Source organism: Azospirillum sp. VT-I1, assembly GCF_055698305.1.
Genome location: NZ_CP168800.1, coordinates 1,851,998 through 1,872,774, shown reverse-complemented (window position 1 = coordinate 1,872,774; position 20,777 = coordinate 1,851,998). Strand labels below are relative to the sequence as shown.

The window sequence follows — 20,777 nt, the reverse complement described above, 5'->3', positions numbered from 1 at the left end:
CCTATGGCCACCACCAATTTGTCCACCACCATCTACGCGCTCGCCACCGCCCCCGGCCGATCCGGTGTGGCGGTGGTTCGCATTTCGGGACCGGCGGCCGGATCAGCCCTCGCCGCGCTGACCGGCCGGTCCCTGCCCGACCCGCGCCGCGCCGTGCTGACCAAGCTGCGCGATCCTGCCACCGGCGATGCGCTGGACGACGCGCTGGTCCTGCGCTTCACCGCCCCCGCCAGCTTCACCGGCGAGGATGTGGTGGAACTGCACCTGCATGGCGGCCGCGCCGTCGTCACCGGCGTGATCGAGGCGCTCGCCACCCTGCCCGGCCTCCGGCTGGCCGAACCCGGCGAGTTCACCCGCCGCGCCTTCGAGAACGGCAAGCTCGACCTGACGGAGGCCGAGGCGGTCGCCGACCTGATCGACGCCGAGACCACCGCCCAGCGCCGGCAGGCATTGCGGCAGATGGAAGGGGCGCTCGGCCGGCTCTATGACGGCTGGCGGGAACGGCTGACCCGCGCGCTGGCCCACATCGAAGCCGACATCGATTTCGCCGAGGACGATCTGCCCGGCGGTGTCGCCGACGCCGTCCGTCCGGTGATCGCCGGTCTGGCCGGGGAGATCGCCGCCCATCTCGACGACGGCGGCCGGGGCGAGCGTCTGCGCGAGGGGCTGCACATCGCCATCGTCGGTGCGCCCAATGCCGGCAAGTCGAGCCTGCTGAACGCCCTCGCCCGCCGGGACGCCGCCATCGTCTCCGCCCGCGCCGGCACCACCCGCGACATCATCGAGGTGCATCTGGACCTCGGCGGTTATCCGGTCGTGCTGGCCGATACCGCCGGACTGCGCGAAGCCGCCGCCGACGAGGTGGAGGAGGAAGGCATCCGCCGCGCCCGTGACCGCGCAGCGCGGGCCGACGTGAAGGTGGCGGTGTTCGACGCCACCACCCTGCCCGACCTCGATCCGGCGACGCTGGACCTGATCGACCGCGATACGGTGGTGGTGTTCAACAAGTCCGACCTCGCGCCCGCTACGGACCTGCGGCCGGATCTGTCCCCCATCCCCGTCTCCGCCCACACCGGCGCCGGGCTGAAGGTGCTGGAGGAGAAGCTGACGGAGTTCAGCGCCGATCGGCTCGCCATCGGCAGCGCGCCTTCCCTGACCCGCGCCCGGCACCGTGCGGCGCTGACCGAATGCCGGGAGTCGCTGCTGCGGGCGCTGGAGGCACCGTTGCCCGAACTGGCGGCGGAGGATGTGCGGCTTGCCAGCCGGGCGCTGGGGCGCATCACCGGGGGGTGGATGTGGAGGACCTGCTGGACGTGATCTTCCGGGACTTCTGCATCGGGAAATGAGGGCGTGTTTCACGTGAAACAGCGGGTGGGTAACTAGGCAATTGCCCCTCCCCACCCCTCCCCCGCTGGGCGGGAGAGGGGGCCGAACTTTTGCGGAGGTACAGCGGAGTTCCCTCCTCCGCCCAGCGGGGGAGGGTTAGGGTGGGGGCATTCAGCGACCACTCCACCCCACTTATCCCCGCCCCGCCTCTTGGATCCCCCGCGCCATTCCGCTATGGTCCCGCGCATGCGAAGCTTTGATGTCATCGTTGTCGGCGGCGGTCACGCCGGCTGTGAGGCGGCTGCGGCGGCAGCGCGCATGGGTGCGCGTACGCTCCTGCTGACCCACAAGGTCGAAACCATCGGCGAGATGTCCTGCAACCCCGCCATCGGCGGCTTGGCCAAGGGCCATCTGGTGCGGGAAATCGATGCGCTGGACGGGGTGATGGCGAAGGCCATCGACCGCGGCGGCATCCAGTTCCGCATCCTGAACCGCAGCAAGGGTCCCGCCGTTCGCGGGCCGCGCGCCCAGGCCGACCGCAAGCTCTATCGTCAGGCGATGCAGTCGCTGCTGGCTGAGCAGGAGAACCTGTTCATCGAAGCCGGCGGTGCCGAGGACCTGATTGTCGATGCTGACCAGCGCATCACCGGCGTTGTGACCGGGGCCGGCGAGTCCATCCGCGCCGGTGCCGTGGTGCTGACCACCGGCACGTTCCTGCGCGGCCTGATCCACATCGGCGAGGAGCGCACCCCCGCCGGCCGCGTCGGCGAGGCGCCGTCCATCGGCCTGTCCGACACGCTGGCCCGTCTGGGCTTCCCTCTCGGCCGCCTGAAGACCGGCACGCCGCCGCGCCTCGACGGCCGCACCATCGACTGGGACGCGCTGGAGAAGCAGCCCGGCGACACCCCGCCCCCGCCCTTCTCCTATATGACGGAGCGGATCGACACACCGCAGATCGACTGCGCGATCACCTGGACCACGCGGGAGGCTCATGAGCTGATCCGCGCCAATCTGCATCGCGCCCCGATGTATTCCGGCCAGATCACCGGCACCGGCCCGCGCTATTGCCCGTCGATCGAGGACAAGGTCGTCCGCTTCGCCGAGAAGGAGAAGCACCAGATCTTCCTCGAACCGGAAGGTCTGGACGATCCGACCGTTTACCCGAACGGCATCTCCACCTCCCTGCCCCGCGATGTGCAGCTCGGCATTCTCGCCAGCATGCCGGGGCTGGAGAAGGTGGTGATGATCCGCCCCGGCTATGCCATCGAATACGACTATGTCGATCCGCGCGAACTGAAGCCGACGCTGGAGACCCGCCGGGCGCCGCGCCTGTTCCTGGCTGGCCAGATCAACGGCACCACCGGCTATGAAGAGGCAGCGGCCCAGGGTCTGATGGCCGGCATCAACGCCGCACTGGTGGCGAGCGGCAATCGCGACGGCTTCGTGCTCGACCGCGCCGACGCCTATATCGGCGTGCTGATCGACGACCTGATCGGCCGGGGCACCAACGAACCCTACCGCATGTTCACCTCGCGCGCCGAATACCGGCTGCTGCTGCGTGCCGACAATGCCGACCAGCGGCTGACCGACAAGGGTGTCGCCATCGGCTGCGTCGGGTCCGAGCGTCGCGACGTCTTCGCTGCCAAGAGCGCTGCGCTGTCCGCCGGCCGCGCCCTGGTTGCCGCGCTACAAGCGACGCCGGCCGAACTGGCGCGCCAGGGCGTCGCGGTAAACCAGGACGGCGTGCGCCGCAGCGCCGCCGACCTGCTGCGTTACCCGGACATCGATCTTGCCGCCCTGACCCGCCTGTGGCCGGAACTGGGCGAGATCGCGCCGGAGATCGCCGAGCAGTTGGAGATCGACGGCAAATATGCCGGCTATCTCGGCCGGCAGGAGGCCGACATCCGCGCCTTCCGCAAGGACGAGTCTCTCGCCCTGCCCGACGATCTGGATGTCGACGGCATCGGCAGCCTGTCCGCCGAAATCCGGCAGAAGCTGCGCCAGTCGCGCCCGGCAACCCTGGGAGCGGCAGCCCGCATTCCCGGCATGACCCCGGCAGCACTGGTCGCCCTTCTTCGTCATGTGAAGCGTCGCGATGCGGCGCCGTCCGGAGTGGCCGCTGAATGAGTGGGTTCGGCGCGGTCGCGTTCCAGGAGGCCACGGGTGTTTCACGTGAAACACTGGACCGCCTGATCGCCTATGAGGGCTTGCTGCGCAAGTGGCAGCCGAAAATCAATCTGGTCGGCCCCTCCACCCTGCCCGACGCCTGGAAGCGCCACTTCCTGGATTCCGCCCAGCTCTATCCGCTGCTGCCGGAGGGCACGCGGGTGCTGGTCGATCTCGGCAGCGGCGCCGGCTTTCCCGGTTTGGTGCTCGCCATCCTCGGGGTGCCGCAGGTGCATCTGATCGAGAGCGACGTGCGCAAATGCGCCTTCCTGCGCGAGGTCGCCCGTGTCTGCGAAGCGCCGGTCACCGTCCACACCAAGCGGATCGAGACGGTCAACGGGATCGCAGCCGATGTGGTCACCGCTCGCGCCCTGGCGCCACTGGCCGACCTCTTCGCCTGGGCCCATCCCTTCATCGGATCGCGCGGCAAGTGCCTGTTTCTGAAGGGGGCCGCGCTGGACGACGAATTGACCGCCACCACGCAATACTGGACAATGGACTCCGAGCGATTTGACAGCCGCACCGATCCCAGCGGAACCATCCTGCGTGTGAGTCACCTTGAGCGTGCGTGAAGACCGTGCCTGACACTGTTGTTCCCCCACCCTCCTCCCGCCAACCGGACTCCCGAGAGGCTGCCATGTCTGCCGTCACCCGTCCCCTTGCCCGCGTGGTTGCGATTGCCAACCAGAAGGGCGGCGTGGGCAAGACCACGACGACGATCAACCTCGCCACCGCGCTCGCCGTCATCGGCAAGCGGGTGCTGGTGATCGACCTCGACCCGCAGGGCAATGCGTCCACCGGCCTCGGCATTCCCCGCTCGGACCGCCGCGTCGGCATCTATGACGTGCTGTTCGACGACGTGTCGCTGGAAGAGGCTGCCACCCCCTCCTCCGTGCCGAACCTGTCGATCATCACCTCCTCGGTCGATCTGTCGGGGGCGGAGATCGAGCTGGTCGGTGCCGAGCGCCGCGAGTTCCGCCTGCGCGAGGCGGTCGCCAACAGCGCGCTGGAATACGATTACGTCCTGATCGACTGCCCGCCGGCGCTCGGCCTGCTGACGCTGAACGCGCTGGTGGCGTCGCACGCCGTCATGGTGCCGCTGCAGTGCGAGTTCTACGCGCTGGAGGGGCTTAGCCATCTGGTCCGCACCATCGAGCGGGTGAAGCGCGCCTTCAACCCGAACCTCGACATCCACGGCGTCGTGCTGACCATGTTCGACAAGCGCAACAACCTGTCGGACATGGTGGCGGCGGACGTCCGCGGCTTCTTCGGGGAGAAGGTGTACGACACCGTGATCCCGCGCAACGTCAAGGTTTCCGAGGCGCCGTCGCACGGCAAGCCGGTGCTGATCTACGACATGCGCTGCCCCGGATCCCAGGCCTACATCCATCTGGCGGGCGAGGTGCTGCGCCGTGAGAAGAGACTGACCGCATGATCGATGACACCAAGCAAGGTAGCGCCCGCCGCGCCAGCCTGGGCCGCGGCCTTTCCGCCCTGTTCGGCGAGGCGACCGAGGATTATTCGGCGCTCGACAAGGTGCGGCAGTCCAAACAGGTGCCGATCGAGTTCGTCCATCCCGGCAAGTACCAGCCGCGGCGGAAGTTCGACGAGGAGGCGATCAGCGGCCTCGTCGAGTCGATCCGCGACAAGGGCATCCTGCAGCCACTGCTGGTCCGCCGCGATTCCGAGGACGCGAATTCCTACGAGTTGATCGCCGGCGAGCGCCGCTGGCGCGCGGCGCAGATCGCCGGCCTGCACGAGGTGCCGGTCATCATCCGCGACCTCAGCGACCGCGAGGCGCTGGAAATCGCGCTGATCGAGAACATCCAGCGCCAGGATCTGACCCCTCTGGAAGAGGCGGAAGGCTACCGCCGCCTGATGGAGGAGTTCGAGCACACGCAGGAGGATCTGGCCCGCGCCGTCGGCAAGAGCCGCAGCCATGTTGCCAACATGATGCGCCTGCTGGCCCTGCCGGACCCGGTCAAGTCGATGGTGCAGGACGGCGCGCTGACTGCCGGCCACGCCCGCGCCCTGCTGACCGCCCCGGATCCGGCCGCGGTCGCCCGCGAGGTCGTGAGCCGTGGCCTGAACGTGCGCCAGACCGAAGACCTGATGCGCGGCGACCAACCCAAGGCCAAGAAGGGTGCGTCTGCCGGTGGCGGATCCGGGGCGGCGCCCGCGGTGAAAGACGTCGACCTGATCAACCTGGAGGAAGAGATCTCCGCCCGCATCGGGCTGAAGGTCGCGATCAATCCCCAGGGTCAGCGCGGGACGATCACCATCCACTACCAGACGCTTGATCAGCTGGACGACGTTCTGCACCGGCTGGGCGGCGAGGAGTAAGGCGATTTCGGCGGGAGGTTGATTGCCCCCTCCCTCCCGCGCTAAAGGCGCGGGTCCCTCCCTCCCCGCCTTCAGCGGTAGAGGGTAGAGTTGCGGTACAGCGGCAGTTCCCTCTCCCGCGGAACGCGGGGAGGGTTAGGGAGGGGGCCAGATCTCTCCTACCCCCGCGCCTTCTCGAAGTCGATGTAGCGGTAGAACAGCCCGTTCTCTTCCATCGGCGCGCTCGACCAGACCTCGCCCCATTCCGGACCGATGGGCGGCATCAGCGTGTCGCCGTCCACCGCGCTCTCCACGCGGGTCAGGTGCAGGCAATCGGCGATGGGCAGAGTCTCGCGGAACAGCGCGGCGCCGCCGATGACGCAGAGTTCAGCGGCACCGGACTCCTGGGCCCAGGCGATGGCTGGTCCAAGGCCGGAGAACCAGTGGGCGCCGTCCTGCTCGCCGACTGTACCCTGACGGCTGACGACGAGGTTGTCGCGGCCGGGAAGCGGGCGCAGCGGCAGCGACTCCCAGGTCTTGCGGCCCATCAGCACCGGCTTGCCCAAGGTCAGCTGCTTGAACCGGCGCAGGTCGCCGGGAAGATGCCAGGGCAACCGGCCGTCGCGGCCGATCACGTCGTTCATGGCGGCGGCCACAATCAGGCTGATGCGCATCCCCTGCCCTTTCGCGGTTCTGAACCGGCGGATCTTACGCCAGAATTGCGCTGAGGACGGCGTTCAGTCGCTGTAGCCCCTCCGATGTCGCAGACAGCCGCTCCGCATCACGGGTCAGGAAACCGCCCTCGATCAGGCGGGATAAGGCCGCAGAGTCTACGAAATCGTCGAGAGGTCGGCCGGTTTCCTCCACCAGCCGGGCAAGCCGCACCCCTTCGCTGAGGCGCAGGCCCATCATCAGCAGCTCGGTGCCGCGTGCATCGCGGTCGATGGGATCGGGCGCTGCGGCGCCATGACCGTCGCGTTCCACCCGCTCCAGCCAGATTTCGGGCGCCCGGTGGGCACGCGTCGCGAACTTCTCGCCGTCCAGGGTCAGCCGGCCATGGGCACCGGGGCCGATGCCGACATAGTCGCCATAGCGCCAGTAGGTCAGGTTGTGGCGGCTTTCCTCGCCGGGACGGGCGTGGTTGGAAATTTCATAGGCCGGCAGCCCCGCCGCGTTCAGTTGGCTCTGCGTCGCCTCGTAGAGGTCGCCGGCCAGATCCTCGTCGGGCAGCACCAGATCGCCGCGGGCATGCAGCGGGTAGAAGGCCGTCCCCTCCTCGATGGTCAACTGGTAGACGGACAGGTGGCCGACGGCGTAATCCAGCGCCCGCGCCAGTTCGGCCTGCCAGGCCGCCACCGTCTGGCCGGGACGGGCATAGATCAGGTCGAAGGAGAAGCGGTCGAAGGTCTTCGCCGCCAGTTCGATGGCGCCGGTCGCCTCCGCCGCATTGTGCTGCCGGCCGAGGAACTTCAGGCTGGCGTCGTCCAGCGCCTGGATGCCCAGGGAAACACGGTTGATCCCGGCGGTGCGGAATGCGCGGAACTTGTCGGCTTCGACGGAGGTCGGGTTGGCCTCCAGCGTCACCTCCAGCCGGTCGGCGACGGCCCAGCGCCGGGCGACGCGGTCAATGAGGGCGCCGACAGTCGACGGCTCCATCAGCGACGGGGTGCCGCCGCCGAAGAAGATCGAGGTGACGGTGCGCCCGGCGGTCAGGTCGGCGTAATGATCCAGCTCGCGCAGCAGCCCGGCCCGCCAGCGGTCATGGTCGACGCGCTCGCGGACATGGCTGTTGAAATCGCAGTAAGGGCACTTCGATTTGCAGAAGGGCCAATGGACGTAGACGGCAAACCCGGGATCGGATGCACTCACCGGAAACACCGCTCCACCAGCTGGCGGAAGGCGTCGGCGCGGTGGCTCATCTCGTGCTTCTTGGCCGGATCCATCTCGCCGAAGGTCAGGTCATGGCCGTCCGGCAGGAACATCGGGTCATAGCCGAAGCCATGCGGACCGCGCGGCGGCCAGACCAGCGTGCCGTAGCAGCGTCCCTCCACCGTCTCGACATGGCCGTCCGGCCAGGCGAGCGACAGGGCGCAGACGAAATAGGCGCTGCGATCCGACTTGCCGGCAAGACCGTCCTCGACCTTCCGCATCGCCATATCGAAGTCCTTGGCCGGGCCGGCCCAGCGGGCGGAATAGATGCCGGGATCGCCGTTCAGCGCCGGCACCACCAGCCCGCTGTCGTCGGCGAGCGCCACATGGCCGGCAGCGGCGGCGGCCTTGGCCTTCAGCTCCGCATTGGCGATGAAGGTCGTACCGGTTTCCTCCGGCTCGGGCAGGCCCAGCTCCCCGGCCGAGGTGAAATTGGCGACATAGGGGCTGAGCAGGTCGGCGATCTCGCGCACCTTGCCCTTGTTGTGGCTGGCGATGACGAGGGTGTCGCCAAGAAAAATTCGAGCCATAGACTTCATTATGCTATTTCCTTCGTGTCTACTGTTTAGCGCTCATTGAGCGGATGGTCCATGGGAAACCGTTCCATTCTGGACCCTTTGCCGAAGCCATTGTATATAGAACAGGATATTCCTCTGTAGAAATGGAGTTCCTTCGGATGAGCAACTTAAAAATACTTGATGCTGATAGAGTTCGCTCATTAGACGAAATTGAAAATAGCCTTGATGAGTGGAGAGCATATAACGATCTGTTTGATCACTTTACTAGAGACTTTGACGAAATTTTTAGTTCCGATTACAATAATAATCGCATAATTGATGAGCTGTATGTAGAAAGATTTGATGGAAGCGCCGATCAGTCATTTGAAGATAAAATGGTCGACCTCCTGTTTTTTGACCACAATCTGCCCGAAGGAAAAATATATGTTTTAACTGGAGACGTTGGAACAGGTAAAACTACATTTATAAAATATCTTTGTGAAAAGAAAATTAGAGCGAAGTATAATAAGAGTTTCCTCTGTGTCTATATGGATATGTTTTCTTCTATGATATCAGAGTCTACGCCATTTTCAGATGTAGAAAGGAGTTTTCTTGAAAAGTTAAAAAACCAAATTTGGTCATCCCCACATTCAAAATTCAGCGGTCCGCTTGATTTCTCTAAATATTACCTAAATAGAAACGGAATACATAATGTATCTATACAGGACATTATTAATATGTCTGAGTCTATAAACCGTATGTCTCTCTCAGATTTTTTGAACTTTGTTCTCACTAATTGCGGCTTTACACATGTTGTTTTCGTTGTAGACAATATCGATGAGGGAAATTTCTACAAAAAAATGGCGGGAGGTGAATTTGCTAGGTATCTGAAAGGATTATGCAGTGAAACTGCTTCTTCTGCAAAAACCTGTATAATCCTTCCGGCCAGAACCTATACTCGAAACGAGTTTTTTTCGACTGATCATTACTTTAGCAAGAAAATGCCTCCACCTCCAGCGAGTGCTATAATCTCGAAGAGAATATACGCAATGAGAAATAGGTTTTCACATTACATAAAGAACAAATCTCACAGTGTTGAGATATATGAACAAGATAAGCACGGACAAAAAAGATTTGTAACAGCAAAAAGTGTAAGAATTTCTCCAGAAACTGCCCATGCCTTTTTGATGGAAGTTTTAAAAATCCTTGATCTCACGCAAGAAAGACCAGCTAGATACATGCTACTTTGCATCTCAAACAAAAATATGAAAATACTGATGAAAATAGTTTATTACTTATTTCACTCTTGCAAGCTTAATTACCTACCTATATTCCAGATGGTATTCGGTGGTGCAAGAGCTACCGATAAAACAGCACATGGAGATGAAAGTATATTTCCGATCCACCTTATAATAGAGTGTTTAATGGCCATACATTATCCCTTTTATGACAAAGATGCATCACCTATAGCAAATATATTCAATGCTGACATATCAACTAATGTCAATGACTATAGGAACACACTTGTTATTCCAAGAATTATGTTCTTTCTGAAGCGTAGGCCGTCTGTCGAATATGAAGAAATGGTAAAGGAATTTATTGCAATTGGCTATGATGCATTTTCGATCAGGCAAGCTTTAAACGTCTTGCTTAAGTATGGATTAGTAGAAATTGATGTCGGCTATACTGTAGAGCACGTGAGAGAGAAATCTAAGATCAAAGTGTCCATGTCAGGGGATTTTTACGTCAATTGCATATTTACACAAGTCAGGTATTTAGAGCTAATAGTTGTTGATGTAGTGATGCCTAAGAAATACGTTATCCCTATCAATGAGATCTATCCCACCAAGAGTGCCGGTAGCAAGCATCCCGCAGCTGTAGTAAAGAGCAAGGTTAGACAAGCAGTTAGAAACTTTCTTATGTTCCTTAGGCTAGAGGAGGACAGGGAGTGGGAGGTAGTTGAGAAGAGGTCCCGATTGGATAAGTTAAATTTCATGGCAAAATTCGGCCCCCCTGGTGGACAGCCAACGTCAATCGCTGACTGCCTCACCCAAGCTATATCAAGGCAGTGGAACTGAGAGGATCATATCTGGAGAACCTGCTTCTGCAACGCCACCAGCTCGTTCACGCCCTTGCGGGCGAGCGCCAGCAGCTCCATGAACTGCGGCTCCGAGAAGGGGGTTTCCTCGGCGGTGCCCTGGATTTCGACGATACCGGCCTTGCCGGTCAGGACGAAGTTGGCATCGGCCTGGGCCTTCGAATCCTCGTCGTAATCGAGGTCGAGCACGGCGTTGCCCTGGAACAGGCCACAGGACACGGCGGCGACCTGATCGGTTAGCGGCATGGTCTTCAGCGCGCCGATCTGCATCAGGTGCTGGAAAGCCAGATGCAGGGCGACATAGCTGCCGGTGATGGCGGCGGTGCGGGTGCCGCCATCGGCCTGGATGACGTCGCAGTCGATCTTGATCTGCTTCTCGCCCATCGCCGAGCGGTCGGTGACGGCGCGCAGCGCGCGGCCGATCAGGCGCTGGATTTCCTGGGTGCGGCCGGACTGTTTGCCCTTTGCCGCCTCACGGTCGGTGCGGCTGTGGGTGGAGCGCGGCAGCATGCCGTACTCGGCGGTGACCCAGCCGAGCCCGGTGTTCTTCAGGAAACGCGGCACCGTATCGTCGACGCTGGCCGTGCACAGCACATGCGTGTTGCCGAAGCGCACCATGCAGGACCCTTCGGCATAGCGGCTGAAGCCGGGCTCGAGGGAGACGGTGCGCAGTTGGTCGAAGGCGCGGCCGGAGGGGCGCATGGGCATCATTCCGAAGGTCGTTTGCAATCGGGCGGCAAGCTAACGACTCCGTCCGTCCCCGTCCAGCATGGCGTCCCGCAAGCCGGTCCCCGACGGCCGGCGGTCTGCACCGTCCGCAGGGCGGAATGGAATTGGATGGGATGGCAAACAAACGGGATGTGTCGTCAATCGCGGAAAAAATGCATGATTCGTACAAAACAGGGTTGATCGAGGCTTGGCGAGTTGCGCATTCGGCGTATACCATCGCTCCCCCACCGTCGGCAGCGCACCGCACAAAAAGGCATCAACGACGACCGACGGGCTGTACACTCCGTTGAGGAACACGACATCCATGTCCGACACCAAGCGCGTCACCGACGAAGAGGCCCTGCTGCTGCATTCCAGCGGCCGGCCCGGCAAGCTGGAAATCACCCCGACCAAGCCGTTGACGACCCAGCGCGATCTGGCTCTGGCCTATTCGCCCGGCGTCGCCGTGCCCTGCTTGCGCATCGCCGAGGATCCGTCCCTCGCCTACGACTACACGGCCAAGGGCAACATCGTCGCCATCATCTCCAACGGCACGGCGGTGCTGGGCCTGGGCGACCTGGGCGCGCTTGCCGGCAAGCCGGTGATGGAAGGCAAGGCGGTGCTGTTCAAGCGCTTCGCCGACGTCGACGGCATCGACCTGGAGGTCGACACCCGCGACGTGGACGAGTTCGTCAACTGCGTGCGCTTCCTCGGCCCCAGCTTCGGCGGCATCAACTTGGAAGACATCAAGGCGCCCGACTGCTTCATCATCGAGGAGCGGCTGCGCGAGCTGCTGGACATCCCGGTCTTCCATGACGACCAGCACGGCACCGCGATCATCGCCGCCGCCGGCCTGATCAACGCCTGCGATATCACCGGCCGCAAGATCGAGGACGTGAAGATGGTGGTGAACGGCGCCGGTGCGGCGGGTATCGCCTGCGCCGAGCTGTTCTGCACGATGGGTGTTTCACGTGAAAACATCATTCTGTGCGACACCAAGGGCGTGGTCTACCGCGGCCGCACCAGCGGCATGAACCAGTGGAAGTCGTCCTTCGCCGTCGACACCGACAAGCGCACGCTGGAAGAGGCGGTGGCGGGCTCCGACGTGTTCGTCGGCCTGTCGGCCAAGGGGGCGATGACGCCGGAGATGGTGAAGTCGATGGCGGCCAAGCCGATCATCTTCGCGCTGGCCAACCCCGATCCGGAGATCACGCCGGAAGAGGTGAAGGCGGTGCGCAGCGACGCCATCGTGGCGACCGGCCGCTCCGACTACCCGAACCAGGTCAACAATGTCCTGGGCTTCCCCTACCTGTTCCGCGGCGCGCTGGACGTCCGCGCAACCACCATCAACGAGGCGATGAAGGTCGCCGCCGCCCGTGCGCTGGCCGCGCTGGCGCGCGAGGATGTGCCGGACGAGGTCGATGCCGCCTATTCCGGGCGCCGGCTGCGCTACGGCCCGGACTACATCATCCCGGTGCCCTTCGACCCGCGCCTGATCGTCACCGTCCCCGCCGCCGTGGCCCAGGCCGCGATGGAAAGCGGGGTGGCGCGCAAGCCGATCCTCGACCTGACCAGCTACAAGCATTCCCTGCGCACCCGCCTCGACCCGACGGCCGACAGCCTGGAGCTGATCCTGGAGAAGGTGCGGACCAACCCCCGCCGCGTCGTCTTCGCCGAGGGTGAGGAGGAGCGGACGATCCGCGCCGCCATGGCCTTCCGCGCCGGCGGCTACGGCACGCCGGTGCTGATCGGCCGGGAGGAGGTGATCCGGGAGCAGCTGGTGGCGATGGGCCAGCCCAACGTCCAGTTCGAGATCCACAACGCCCGTCTTTCGGATGCCAACCGGCGCTATGCCGACCATCTCTATCGCCGCCTGCAGCGCAAGGGCGCCCTGCTGCGCGACTGCCAGCGGATGGTCAACCAGGACCGCAACGTTTTCGCCGCCTGCATGGTGGCGCAGGGCGACGCACACGCCATGGTGACCGGCCTGACCCGCAGCTTCGGCGTCGCCTATGAGGAGATCCGCCGCGTCATCGACCCGAAGGCGAACGAGCCGGTGTTCGGCCTGCACCTGTTCATCACCCGCAACCGCACCGTCTTCATCGCCGACACCACCGTCCATGTCCGTCCCGACGGCAAGACGCTGGCCGACATCGCGGTCGGTGCCGCGGCCAAGGCCCGGCAGATGGGGCATGAGCCGCGGGTGGCCCTGCTGTCCTTCTCCAACTTCGGCCAGACGCCGCACCCGAACACCGATCCGCTGCGCGAGGCCCTGTCGATCCTCGACAGCCGCCGGGTCGATTTCGAGTATGACGGCGAAATGTCGGCCGACGTGGCGCTGGACTACCAGCTGATGAAGCGGGTCTACCCGTTCTCGCGGCTGTCCGGCCCGGCCAACGTGCTGATCATGCCCGGCCTGCATTCGGCCAACATCTCGGCCAAGCTGCTGAACAAGATGGCCGGCGGCCAGATGATCGGCCCGCTGCTGATCGGCCTGGACAAGCCGGCGCAGATCGTCACCATGGGCGCCTCGGTGAACGACATCGTCACCGCTGCGGCCCTGGCGGCGCATGATTCGTTGCCGTGGTGAATTAAGGCAATCCCTTCCCACAGTCCCCTCCCCGCTCAGCGGGGGAGGGATAGGGTGGGGGGCACGCACCTGCCGAACCCACTTCGGCTGCGCCGAACCCCTCATCCCGACCTTCTCCCCAGGGGGAGAAGGAGATTCTCCCATCACCCCAACGCCTTGTAGAAATACGTCGTGTCGCAGAAGCCGCCTTCCGGCCACAGGGCGTAATTCGGGATGACGCCGACCTTCACCCAGCTTGCGCGCGTAGAGGCGTTCGGCATCGGGAGAGGCGGTGTCCAGCACCAGCAGGGTCTTGCCGGCGGCTCGGCCTGCGTCCTCGGCCGCCTGCATCAGGGCGGCGCCGACGCCGCGGCGGCGGGCGCGGCGGTGGACCAGCATCTTGGACAGGTCGGCCCGGTGCGGCTGGTTCGGCGGCTGGCCGACCACCAGCTGGACCGTGCCCAATATGCCCTCCCCGTCCTCCGCGACCAGCAGGATGCGCTCCCCCTGCTCCACGCCTGCCGCCACCTTGCGCCAGAAGTCCTCGGCGGTCCCGCGGTCGAGCGGAGCCATGAAGCTGACGGATGCACCGCCCGCCACGCAATCCAGCAGCACGTCGGTCAGCCCCGGCACCGCGGCATGGGCTTGCGGACCCGACAGCACGCGCACCGTCACGGGGGCGGCGGCGCTATCCCCATCCTGTTGGCCGGTGTCCGGGCAGGCACTGTCCATGGCAGGCTCCTTCAGCGTTTAATGGCGTTTAAGGCCGGTCGCCCGTCGGTCGTCAGCGCCACGATGTAGCGGGCGGGCCGGTCGGTGGGATTATGGAAGCCGGTCGGCCGGTCGAGCCGCATGGCGAGGCAGTCGCCGGCGGACAGCCGGTGCGTCGTCTCCCCCACCGTCAGCTCGATGGTGCCGTCCAGCAGATAGACCTGCTGTTCCACCGTGGCGGCCCGGTTCCCGCTGTCGTAGGCGACGCGGGCACCCGGCGGCAGTTCCACCTCCACCAGTTCGATGGGCGACGGGAAGCCCGGCGGCGACAGGTTGCGGCGGCGGTAGCCGGTGGCGGGGTCCGTCCAGGCGACCTGATCGGCGCGGCGGGCGACCGGACTGGCATCCTCCCGCTCCGCTTGCGCGAACAAGGCGGCCAGCGTCACGCCCAGTCCGGCGGCGAGCCGGTCCAGGACGGAGGCGGTCGGGCTGCTCTCCCCCGCTCCACCAACGAGATCATCGAGCGGCTGACGCCCGACCGTTCTGCCAAGCCGTCGAGGGTCAGGCCACGGTCCGCCCGCAAGGCCCGCAGGCGGGTGGCAAGGCGGCGGTCGATGTCGGTTTCCCTGTTTTCCATGAAGATAGAATGATGATCCAGGATATTGGAGTCAACGGCCAGCCGCACAGTCGCCGCCATGAATCTTTTATGACCGGCGCGCGGGCGTCGCGGCGATGGTGTAGAAGGGCTTGACCCGTGCTTTCCCGCTCCGTTTCCACCCTCATGTCCGGTGTCACCCCATGCGCCAGAAGGCGTTGCCGCCCACCCCGCTTCTGACCGCCATCCTGTTGATGCTGGCACCGCTTGCCGGCGTGCTGACCTGGGCGGTCTATAGCGGTGCCTTGCATGGCGGGCTGGCGCTGGCGGCGGGCATCGCGGCCCTGGCGGGGGCGGTCCAGATCCTGCGGACCTACCGGCGCGACGCCAACGCAGTGACCGATTATGCCGCCCGGCTGGCCGAAGCCGACGAGCCGCTGGCCCCGGCCGGCACGCCGCCGGCCCTCAAGGCGCTGGCCGCCACCATCGGCCGCCTGCACCGGGTCGGGCTGCGCCGGGCCGAAAGCGTGCGGATGCAGCTGGACGCCGACGAGGCGGTGATCGATGCCCTGCCCGCCCCGCTGCTGCTGATGGATGCAGAGCGGCAGGTGGTGCGCGCCAACCAGACCGCGCGGGAGCTGTTCGGCGACAAGGTGGTGGACCGCGACCTCGCCTCCTCCCTGCGCACGCCGGCGGTGCTGGAGGCGGTGGACTCGGTCCTGCGCGGCGGTGCGTCGCGCATCATCGAGTTCACGCTGCCGGTTCCGGTCGAGCGCAGCTTCGAGGCGCAGGTGAAGCCCTTCCAGCGGCTGGTGCCGGAACCCGATCCTTCCCTGCTGGATGGCGAGATCGAGGAGGAACCGGCGCCGCGTCCGCCCACCGTCGCCCGCATGGCGATCCTGACCCTGCACGACGTCACCGCCGCCCGGCGGTCGGAGCAGATGCGCGCCGACTTCATCGCCAACGCCAGCCACGAGCTGCGCACGCCGCTGTCCTCGCTGCTGGGCTTCATCGAGACGCTGCGCGGCCCGGCCCGCGACGATCCGGAGGCGCAGGACCGCTTCCTGTCGATCATGCACGACCAGGCCAGCCGTATGACCCGGCTGGTCAACGATTTGCTGTCGCTCTCCCGCATCGAGCTGGACGAGCATATGCCGCCGAACGGCCGGGTCGATGTGGTGGAGGAGCTGGAGAACGTCATCGCCGCGCTGGAGCTGAAGGCGGCCCAGCGCCGCATCCGTCTGCGGCTGGAAGCGCCGGAGACCCTGCCCTACGTCGTCGGCGACGAGGACCAGTTGACTCAAGTGTTCCAGAATCTGGTCAGCAACGCGATCAAGTACACGCGCGAGGACACCGACGTGATCGTCACCGTGGCGCTGGCCGACGGTGCCGCCGTGGGGTTCGCCGGGCTGCCCGCGCCCGGTGGTGCCGCTGCGAAGGACAAGCGCGTGGTGCGCAGCGGCACCGGGATGGTCTCGGTCTCGGTGCGCGACCATGGCGACGGCATCGCCCGCACCCACCTGCCCCGCCTGACCGAGCGCTTCTACCGTGTCGATGCCGCGCGGTCCCGCGCGATGGGCGGCACCGGGTTGGGGCTCGCCATCGTCAAGCACATCCTGAACCGTCACCGCGGCCGCCTGACCATCGAGAGCGAAGTGGGGGTGGGCAGTGCCTTCACCGTCTATCTGCCGGCTGTGGGAGAGGCTGTTTCTCCCTCTCCCCCCGGGGAGAGGGCCGGGGCGAGGGGGAAGCGTGGCAGGATTTTCGCGAAAGAGCCGCCGCGCGGCCCCTCACCCTAACCCTCTCCCCGGGGGGAGAGGGGACTTGGCAATGTGCGAGAGGGGTGAACCGGCTCTGTGACCGTGTCATGAAAGTGTCATAAAAACGCAATCAATCGGTCGCCCTCCGGGTCTATGGTCCGCGCCATTCCGATGGACCAGTCTCCGTTTCCTTAAGGAGGGGCACCCATGACCACCCGGACCCATGTCTTTGCCGCGACCGCCTTGAGCCTGGGATTGGGCCTTGCCCTCGGCCTCGCCGCCACCCCCGCTTCCGCGCAGTCGCGCGACCAGATCCGCGCGGTCGGCTCCTCCACCGTCTTTCCCTTCACCACCGCGGTGGCCGAGGCATTCGGCAAGACCGGCAAGTTCAAGACGCCGGTGATCGAATCGACCGGCACCGGCGGCGGGCTGAAGCTGTTCTGCGCCGGCGTCGGCCCGGCCCATCCCGACATTGCCAACGCCTCGCGCCGGATCAAGAAGTCGGAGGTCGACCAGTGCGCCGCCAACGGCGTCACCACGATGACCGAGTTGAAGATCGGCTATGACGGCATCGCGCTCGCCTCGTCCAAGAAGGCCGCTCCGGTGTCGCTGTCGACCGTCGTGCTGTGGAAGGCGCTGGCCAAGGAGGTGCCGGTGAACGGCGCGATGGTCGCCAACCCGTACAGGCTGTGGTCGGACATCGACCCGTCGCTGCCGAAGGCGGCGATCGAGGTGCTGGGCCCGCCCCCACCTCCGGTACGCGCGACACCTTCAACGAGCTGGCGATGCTGGAAGGCTGCAAGAAGGTGGCCGAGGTCGCCAAGGCGGTCCGCGACGAGAAGGCGCGCGAGCGGGTCTGCATGACCATCCGCGAGGATGGCGCCTATGTCGAGGCCGGCGAGAACGACAACCTGATCGTCCAGAAGCTGACCGCCAACCCCAATGCCTTCGGCGTCTTCGGCTACAGCTATCTCGACCAGAACCGCGACACGCTGCGCGCGGCGCCGATGGACGGGGTGGACCTGACGGCGGAGACGGTGGCGGCCGGCAAGTATGAGCTGGCACGTCCGCTCTACATCTACGTCAAGACCGCCCATGCCGGCGTCATTCCGGGCATCCGCGAGTTCATCGGCGAATACACCTCCGAACGCGCGATGGGCGAGGACGGCTATCTGGTCGACAAGGGGCTGATCCCGGAACCGAAGGCCCTGCGCGACGCCGCCCGCACCCAGGCGGTCGGCCTGACGCCGCTGCAGTTCTGACCACCCATTCTCCCTCCGGGCACCCCGCATGCAGCTGACCCTTCTCGCCCTGATCCTGGCCCTGCTCACCGTGATCGGCTTCATGACCGGCCGGTCGCGGGCGGCGGCGTCCGTCGGCGGGCGGGTGGCGGAACTGCATTCGGTTCCCTCCTACCACGGCGTCTATGTGGCGCTGTGGGCCGGTCTGCCGGCGCTGCTGCTGTTCGTGGCCTGGACCGCGTCGGAAGGCTGGCTCGCCATGCAGCTGGTCCTCTCCTCCCTGCCGGAGCGGCTGACCACCGGCGATGGCCAGTCGGTCGCCCTGCTGAAGGCCGATATTCTCAACCTCGCCCGCGGCATCGCCACCGGGCGCGAGCCTGATCCCCTGGTGCAGGACGCCGCCCGCCGCTATGCGGAGCTGCGCGACCTCGCCGACTGGAGCCTGCTGGCCGTCGGCGCCAGCCTGGCCGTCGCCGGTCTCGCCTGGGGCCGCCACCGCATCGGCCCGGACCTGCGCGCCCGCCCGTCGGTGGAGCGGGTGGTGCGGGTGGCGCTGGTCGTCTGCTCCATGGTCGCCATCCTGACCACGGTCGGCATCGTCCTGTCCCTGCTGTTCGAGGCGTTGCGCTTCTTCACCGTCGTCTCGCCGCTGGATTTCCTGTTCGGCACCCATTGGAGCCCGCAGATGGCGATGCGGGCCGATCAGGTCGGCTCCAGCGGTTCCTTCGGCGCGATCCCGCTGTTCGCCGGCACGCTTCTCATCACCGTCATCGCCATGCTGGTGGCGGTGCCGGTCGGGCTGATGGCGGCGATCTACATGTCTGAATATGCCGGTCGCGGCGTGCGCACCTGGCTGAAGCCGGCGCTGGAGATTCTGGCCGGCATCCCGACCGTGGTCTATGGCTTCTTCGCGGCGCTGACCATGGCGCCCTTTGTCCGGTCGGTGGGCGAGGCGCTGGGGCTGGACGTCAGTTCGGAATCTGCGCTGGCGGCCGGCATCGTCATGGGGGTGATGATCATTCCCTTCGTCAGCTCGCTGTCGGACGACGTCATCAACGCGGTGCCGCAATCCTTGCGCGACGGCTCCTACGGCCTCGGCGCCACCAAGTCGGAGACGATCAAGCAGGTGGTCCTGCCGGCGGCGCTGCCGGGCATCGTCGCCGCGGTGATGCTGGCGGTCAGCCGTGCCATCGGCGAGACGATGATCGTCACCATGGCGTCCGGCCTGACCGCCAACATGACCGCCAACCCGCTGCAGGCGGTGACCACCGTCACCACCCAGATCGCCACGCTGCTGGTCGGCGACCAGGAGTTCGACAGCCCGAAGACGCTGTCGGCCTTCGGCCTCGGCCTTGTGCTGTTCCTCGTCACGCTCTGCCTCAACATGGTCGCCCTGCGGGTGGTCCGGACCTATCGGGAAAAATATGACTGACCTCGTCGAGCAGGACGCGGCGGCCGTGACGCCCTCCCCTGCCTCCTCCCCCGGCTCCAACAGTCCGGCGAAGTCGCGCGTCCGGAGCGAGGCCTTCGCCCGCCGCCTGCGCGCCCGCCATGCCGCGGAGCGCCGCTTCCGGATGGCCGGTGCAGCGGCGGTGGCGCTGGCAGCGCTGATGCTGGTGGTGCTTCTGGGATCGATCGTCGCCAAGGGCAGCACCGCCTTCTGGGAAGCGCGGATCCGGCTGGAGGTGACGCTGGACCCGGCGGAGCTGGCCGAGCGCAACTACGCCCCGCTGCTGCGCCGGGCGCTCCATGCCCAGTTCCCGCAAGTGACCGACCGCGCCGGCAAACGCGTGCTGAACGACCTGCTGTCGTCGGGCGCGCCCTACGAGCTGGAGGCGATGGTCGCGAAGAACCCGGCGCTGGTCGGCACCACGCTGACCGTCTGGGTGCGCGCCGACGACGAGATCGACCAGCTGGTGAAGGGCCGCTACCGCCGCGACCTGCCGGAGAGCGAACGCGGGCTCAGCGACGCCAAGATCGCCGCGGCCGATGCGCTGCTGGCCTCCGGCGCGCTGGCGCAGGGCTTCAACACCACGCTGTTCACCGCCGGCGACAGCCGGGAGCCGGAACAGGCGGGCATCGGCGGCGCCATCGTCGGCTCGCTGCTGACGTTGCTGGTGACCATGGCGCTGTCGGTGCCGGTCGGCATCTCCGCCGCGGTCTATCTGGAGGAATTCGCGCCGAAGAACCGCTGGACCGACCTGATCGAGGTGAACATCAACAACCTCGCCGCGGTGCCGTCGATCATCTTCGGCCTGCTGGGTCTGGCCGTGTTCCTCGGCTTCTTCGGCATGCCGCGCTCGGCCCCGCTGGTCGGCGGGCTGGTGATGGCGCTGATGACGCTGCCGGTCATCATCATCTCCTCCCGCGTCGCGCTGAAGGCGGTGCCGCCCTCGATCCGCGAGGCGGCGCTGGGCATCGGCGCCTCGCCGCTGCAGACGGTCCTGCACCATGTGCTGCCGCTGGCGATGCCCGGCATCCTGACCGGCACCATCATCGGCATGGCCCGCGCGCTGGGCGAGACGGCGCCGCTGCTGATGATCGGCATGGTCGCCTTCATCGTCGACGTTCCCCACGGGCTGACCGACAGCGCCACGGTGCTTCCGGTGCAGATCTACATGTGGGCCGACAGCCCGGAGCGTGCCTTCACCGAGCGCACCTCAGCGGCGATCCTGATCCTGCTCGGCGTCCTGATCCTGCTGAACGGGACGGCCGTGATCCTGCGCAAGATTTTCGAGAGACGGTGGTGAGCGCCATGAGCATCCAGAGCGGCATCCCCGGCGGCATCCCGGGCCAGCTGAAGCTGCGGCCCCGAGCCGATGGACGCGCTGAGCCGCGCTCCGCAGCGGACTTCC

General features: G+C 65.5%; 15 protein-coding genes and 3 pseudogenes. 11 read left to right on the top strand and 7 right to left on the bottom strand.

What is annotated here, in order from left to right; genetic code table 11:
• Window positions 1-18 precede the first annotated feature (18 nt).
• The 5 genes and pseudogenes from mnmE (at window position 19) to AB8P05_RS09025 (ending at window position 5,835) form a co-directional block, all read left to right on the top strand.
• Window positions 19-1,346: pseudogene (gene mnmE / locus AB8P05_RS09045) on the top strand (tRNA uridine-5-carboxymethylaminomethyl(34) synthesis GTPase MnmE).
• A gap of 226 nt (window positions 1,347-1,572) precedes the next feature.
• Window positions 1,573-3,453: a tRNA uridine-5-carboxymethylaminomethyl(34) synthesis enzyme MnmG gene (gene mnmG / locus AB8P05_RS09040; protein WP_472757701.1), complete on the top strand. Its 1,881-nt coding sequence runs from the start codon at window positions 1,573-1,575 to the stop codon at window positions 3,451-3,453.
• On the top strand, window positions 3,450-4,064 hold the full coding sequence (gene rsmG / locus AB8P05_RS09035) for a 16S rRNA (guanine(527)-N(7))-methyltransferase RsmG (RefSeq protein WP_472757700.1): 615 nt from the start codon (window positions 3,450-3,452) through the stop codon (window positions 4,062-4,064). The genes mnmG and rsmG overlap by 4 nt, the downstream gene beginning before the upstream one ends.
• A 65-nt stretch (window positions 4,065-4,129) precedes the next feature.
• A complete protein-coding gene (locus AB8P05_RS09030; RefSeq protein WP_063635622.1) occupies window positions 4,130-4,927 on the top strand; it encodes a ParA family protein in 798 nt (265 codons plus the stop codon).
• Complete coding sequence (locus tag AB8P05_RS09025; protein ID WP_472757699.1) at window positions 4,924-5,835, top strand: ParB/RepB/Spo0J family partition protein; 912 nt, start codon at window positions 4,924-4,926, stop codon at window positions 5,833-5,835. Before AB8P05_RS09030 ends, AB8P05_RS09025 begins: the two co-directional genes overlap by 4 nt.
• 158 nt (window positions 5,836-5,993) lie before the next feature.
• On the opposite strand, the gene AB8P05_RS09020 is transcribed toward AB8P05_RS09025, so the two are convergent.
• From AB8P05_RS09020 to rdgB, 3 genes are read right to left on the bottom strand one after another with little or no spacing between them, the layout of a single operon-like run.
• A complete protein-coding gene (locus AB8P05_RS09020) occupies window positions 5,994-6,488 on the bottom strand; it encodes a dihydrofolate reductase (protein ID WP_472757698.1) in 495 nt (164 codons plus the stop codon).
• Between the two features lie 34 nt (window positions 6,489-6,522).
• Window positions 6,523-7,692 carry a radical SAM family heme chaperone HemW gene (hemW, locus tag AB8P05_RS09015; RefSeq protein WP_472757697.1) on the bottom strand — a complete coding sequence of 390 codons (1,170 nt, stop codon included), beginning with the start codon at window positions 7,690-7,692 and terminating at the stop codon, window positions 6,523-6,525.
• Window positions 7,680-8,273 carry an RdgB/HAM1 family non-canonical purine NTP pyrophosphatase gene (rdgB, locus tag AB8P05_RS09010; protein WP_472757696.1) on the bottom strand — a complete coding sequence of 198 codons (594 nt, stop codon included), beginning with the start codon at window positions 8,271-8,273 and terminating at the stop codon, window positions 7,680-7,682. Before rdgB ends, hemW begins: the two co-directional genes overlap by 13 nt.
• Window positions 8,274-8,419: 146 nt before the next feature.
• Here rdgB and AB8P05_RS09005 point away from each other — a divergent pair, with 146 nt between their 5' ends.
• On the top strand, window positions 8,420-10,318 hold the full coding sequence (locus AB8P05_RS09005) for a hypothetical protein (RefSeq protein WP_472757695.1): 1,899 nt from the start codon (window positions 8,420-8,422) through the stop codon (window positions 10,316-10,318).
• 5 nt (window positions 10,319-10,323) lie between these two features.
• On the opposite strand, the gene rph is transcribed toward AB8P05_RS09005, so the two are convergent.
• Window positions 10,324-11,040 (bottom strand): ribonuclease PH, encoded by a 717-nt coding sequence (gene rph / locus AB8P05_RS09000; RefSeq protein WP_472757694.1) that lies wholly within the window; start codon window positions 11,038-11,040, stop codon window positions 10,324-10,326.
• Between the two features lie 331 nt (window positions 11,041-11,371).
• Between rph and AB8P05_RS08995 the strand changes: the two genes are divergently transcribed.
• Window positions 11,372-13,636, top strand: coding sequence for an NADP-dependent malic enzyme (locus AB8P05_RS08995; protein ID WP_472757693.1), 2,265 nt, complete (start codon window positions 11,372-11,374; stop codon window positions 13,634-13,636).
• Between the two features lie 288 nt (window positions 13,637-13,924).
• Here AB8P05_RS08995 and AB8P05_RS08990 read toward each other — a convergent pair.
• The 3 genes and pseudogenes from AB8P05_RS08990 to AB8P05_RS08980 form a co-directional block, all read right to left on the bottom strand.
• Window positions 13,925-14,188: pseudogene (locus AB8P05_RS08990) on the bottom strand (GNAT family N-acetyltransferase); the annotation flags it as partial.
• A 170-nt stretch (window positions 14,189-14,358) separates the two neighbouring features.
• A complete protein-coding gene (locus tag AB8P05_RS08985) occupies window positions 14,359-14,772 on the bottom strand; it encodes a cupin domain-containing protein (RefSeq protein WP_472757692.1) in 414 nt (137 codons plus the stop codon).
• Entirely contained in the window at window positions 14,769-14,963 is a 195-nt protein-coding gene (locus tag AB8P05_RS08980; RefSeq protein ID WP_472757691.1) for a helix-turn-helix domain-containing protein, read from the bottom strand. Before AB8P05_RS08980 ends, AB8P05_RS08985 begins: the two co-directional genes overlap by 4 nt.
• A gap of 161 nt (window positions 14,964-15,124) precedes the next feature.
• Here AB8P05_RS08980 and AB8P05_RS08975 point away from each other — a divergent pair, with 161 nt between their 5' ends.
• The 4 genes and pseudogenes from AB8P05_RS08975 to pstA all read left to right on the top strand — a co-directional run bounded on the left by AB8P05_RS08975 (window position 15,125) and on the right by pstA (window position 20,672).
• Window positions 15,125-16,720 (top strand): ATP-binding protein, encoded by a 1,596-nt coding sequence (locus AB8P05_RS08975; protein ID WP_472757690.1) that lies wholly within the window; start codon window positions 15,125-15,127, stop codon window positions 16,718-16,720.
• Window positions 16,721-16,888: 168 nt separating this feature from the next.
• Window positions 16,889-17,943 (top strand): annotated as a pseudogene (locus AB8P05_RS08970) (PstS family phosphate ABC transporter substrate-binding protein).
• A 28-nt stretch (window positions 17,944-17,971) separates the two neighbouring features.
• Complete coding sequence (gene pstC / locus AB8P05_RS08965) at window positions 17,972-19,354, top strand: phosphate ABC transporter permease subunit PstC (RefSeq protein WP_455172884.1); 1,383 nt, start codon at window positions 17,972-17,974, stop codon at window positions 19,352-19,354.
• Window positions 19,347-20,672: a phosphate ABC transporter permease PstA gene (gene pstA / locus AB8P05_RS08960; protein ID WP_472757689.1), complete on the top strand. Its 1,326-nt coding sequence runs from the start codon at window positions 19,347-19,349 to the stop codon at window positions 20,670-20,672. The genes pstC and pstA overlap by 8 nt, the downstream gene beginning before the upstream one ends.
• The last annotated feature ends 105 nt before the right edge of the window (window positions 20,673-20,777 follow it).

Bases quoted from the DNA above. Each gene is read 5' to 3' on its own strand.
- mnmG (WP_472757701.1), top strand. From the start codon at position 1,573: ATGCGAAGCTTTGATGTCATCGTTGTCGGCGGCGGTCACGCCGGCTGT.
- rsmG (WP_472757700.1), top strand. From the start codon at position 3,450: ATGAGTGGGTTCGGCGCGGTCGCGTTCCAGGAGGCCACGGGTGTTTCA.
- AB8P05_RS09030 (WP_063635622.1), top strand. From the start codon at position 4,130: ATGTCTGCCGTCACCCGTCCCCTTGCCCGCGTGGTTGCGATTGCCAAC.
- AB8P05_RS09025 (WP_472757699.1), top strand. From the start codon at position 4,924: ATGATCGATGACACCAAGCAAGGTAGCGCCCGCCGCGCCAGCCTGGGC.
- AB8P05_RS09020 (WP_472757698.1), bottom strand. From the start codon at position 6,488: ATGCGCATCAGCCTGATTGTGGCCGCCGCCATGAACGACGTGATCGGC.
- rdgB (WP_472757696.1), bottom strand. From the start codon at position 8,273: ATGGCTCGAATTTTTCTTGGCGACACCCTCGTCATCGCCAGCCACAAC.
- AB8P05_RS09005 (WP_472757695.1), top strand. From the start codon at position 8,420: ATGAGCAACTTAAAAATACTTGATGCTGATAGAGTTCGCTCATTAGAC.
- rph (WP_472757694.1), bottom strand. From the start codon at position 11,040: ATGCGCCCCTCCGGCCGCGCCTTCGACCAACTGCGCACCGTCTCCCTC.
- AB8P05_RS08995 (WP_472757693.1), top strand. From the start codon at position 11,372: ATGTCCGACACCAAGCGCGTCACCGACGAAGAGGCCCTGCTGCTGCAT.
- AB8P05_RS08980 (WP_472757691.1), bottom strand. From the start codon at position 14,963: ATGGAAAACAGGGAAACCGACATCGACCGCCGCCTTGCCACCCGCCTG.
- AB8P05_RS08975 (WP_472757690.1), top strand. From the start codon at position 15,125: ATGCGCCAGAAGGCGTTGCCGCCCACCCCGCTTCTGACCGCCATCCTG.
- pstC (WP_455172884.1), top strand. From the start codon at position 17,972: ATGCAGCTGACCCTTCTCGCCCTGATCCTGGCCCTGCTCACCGTGATC.
- pstA (WP_472757689.1), top strand. From the start codon at position 19,347: ATGACTGACCTCGTCGAGCAGGACGCGGCGGCCGTGACGCCCTCCCCT.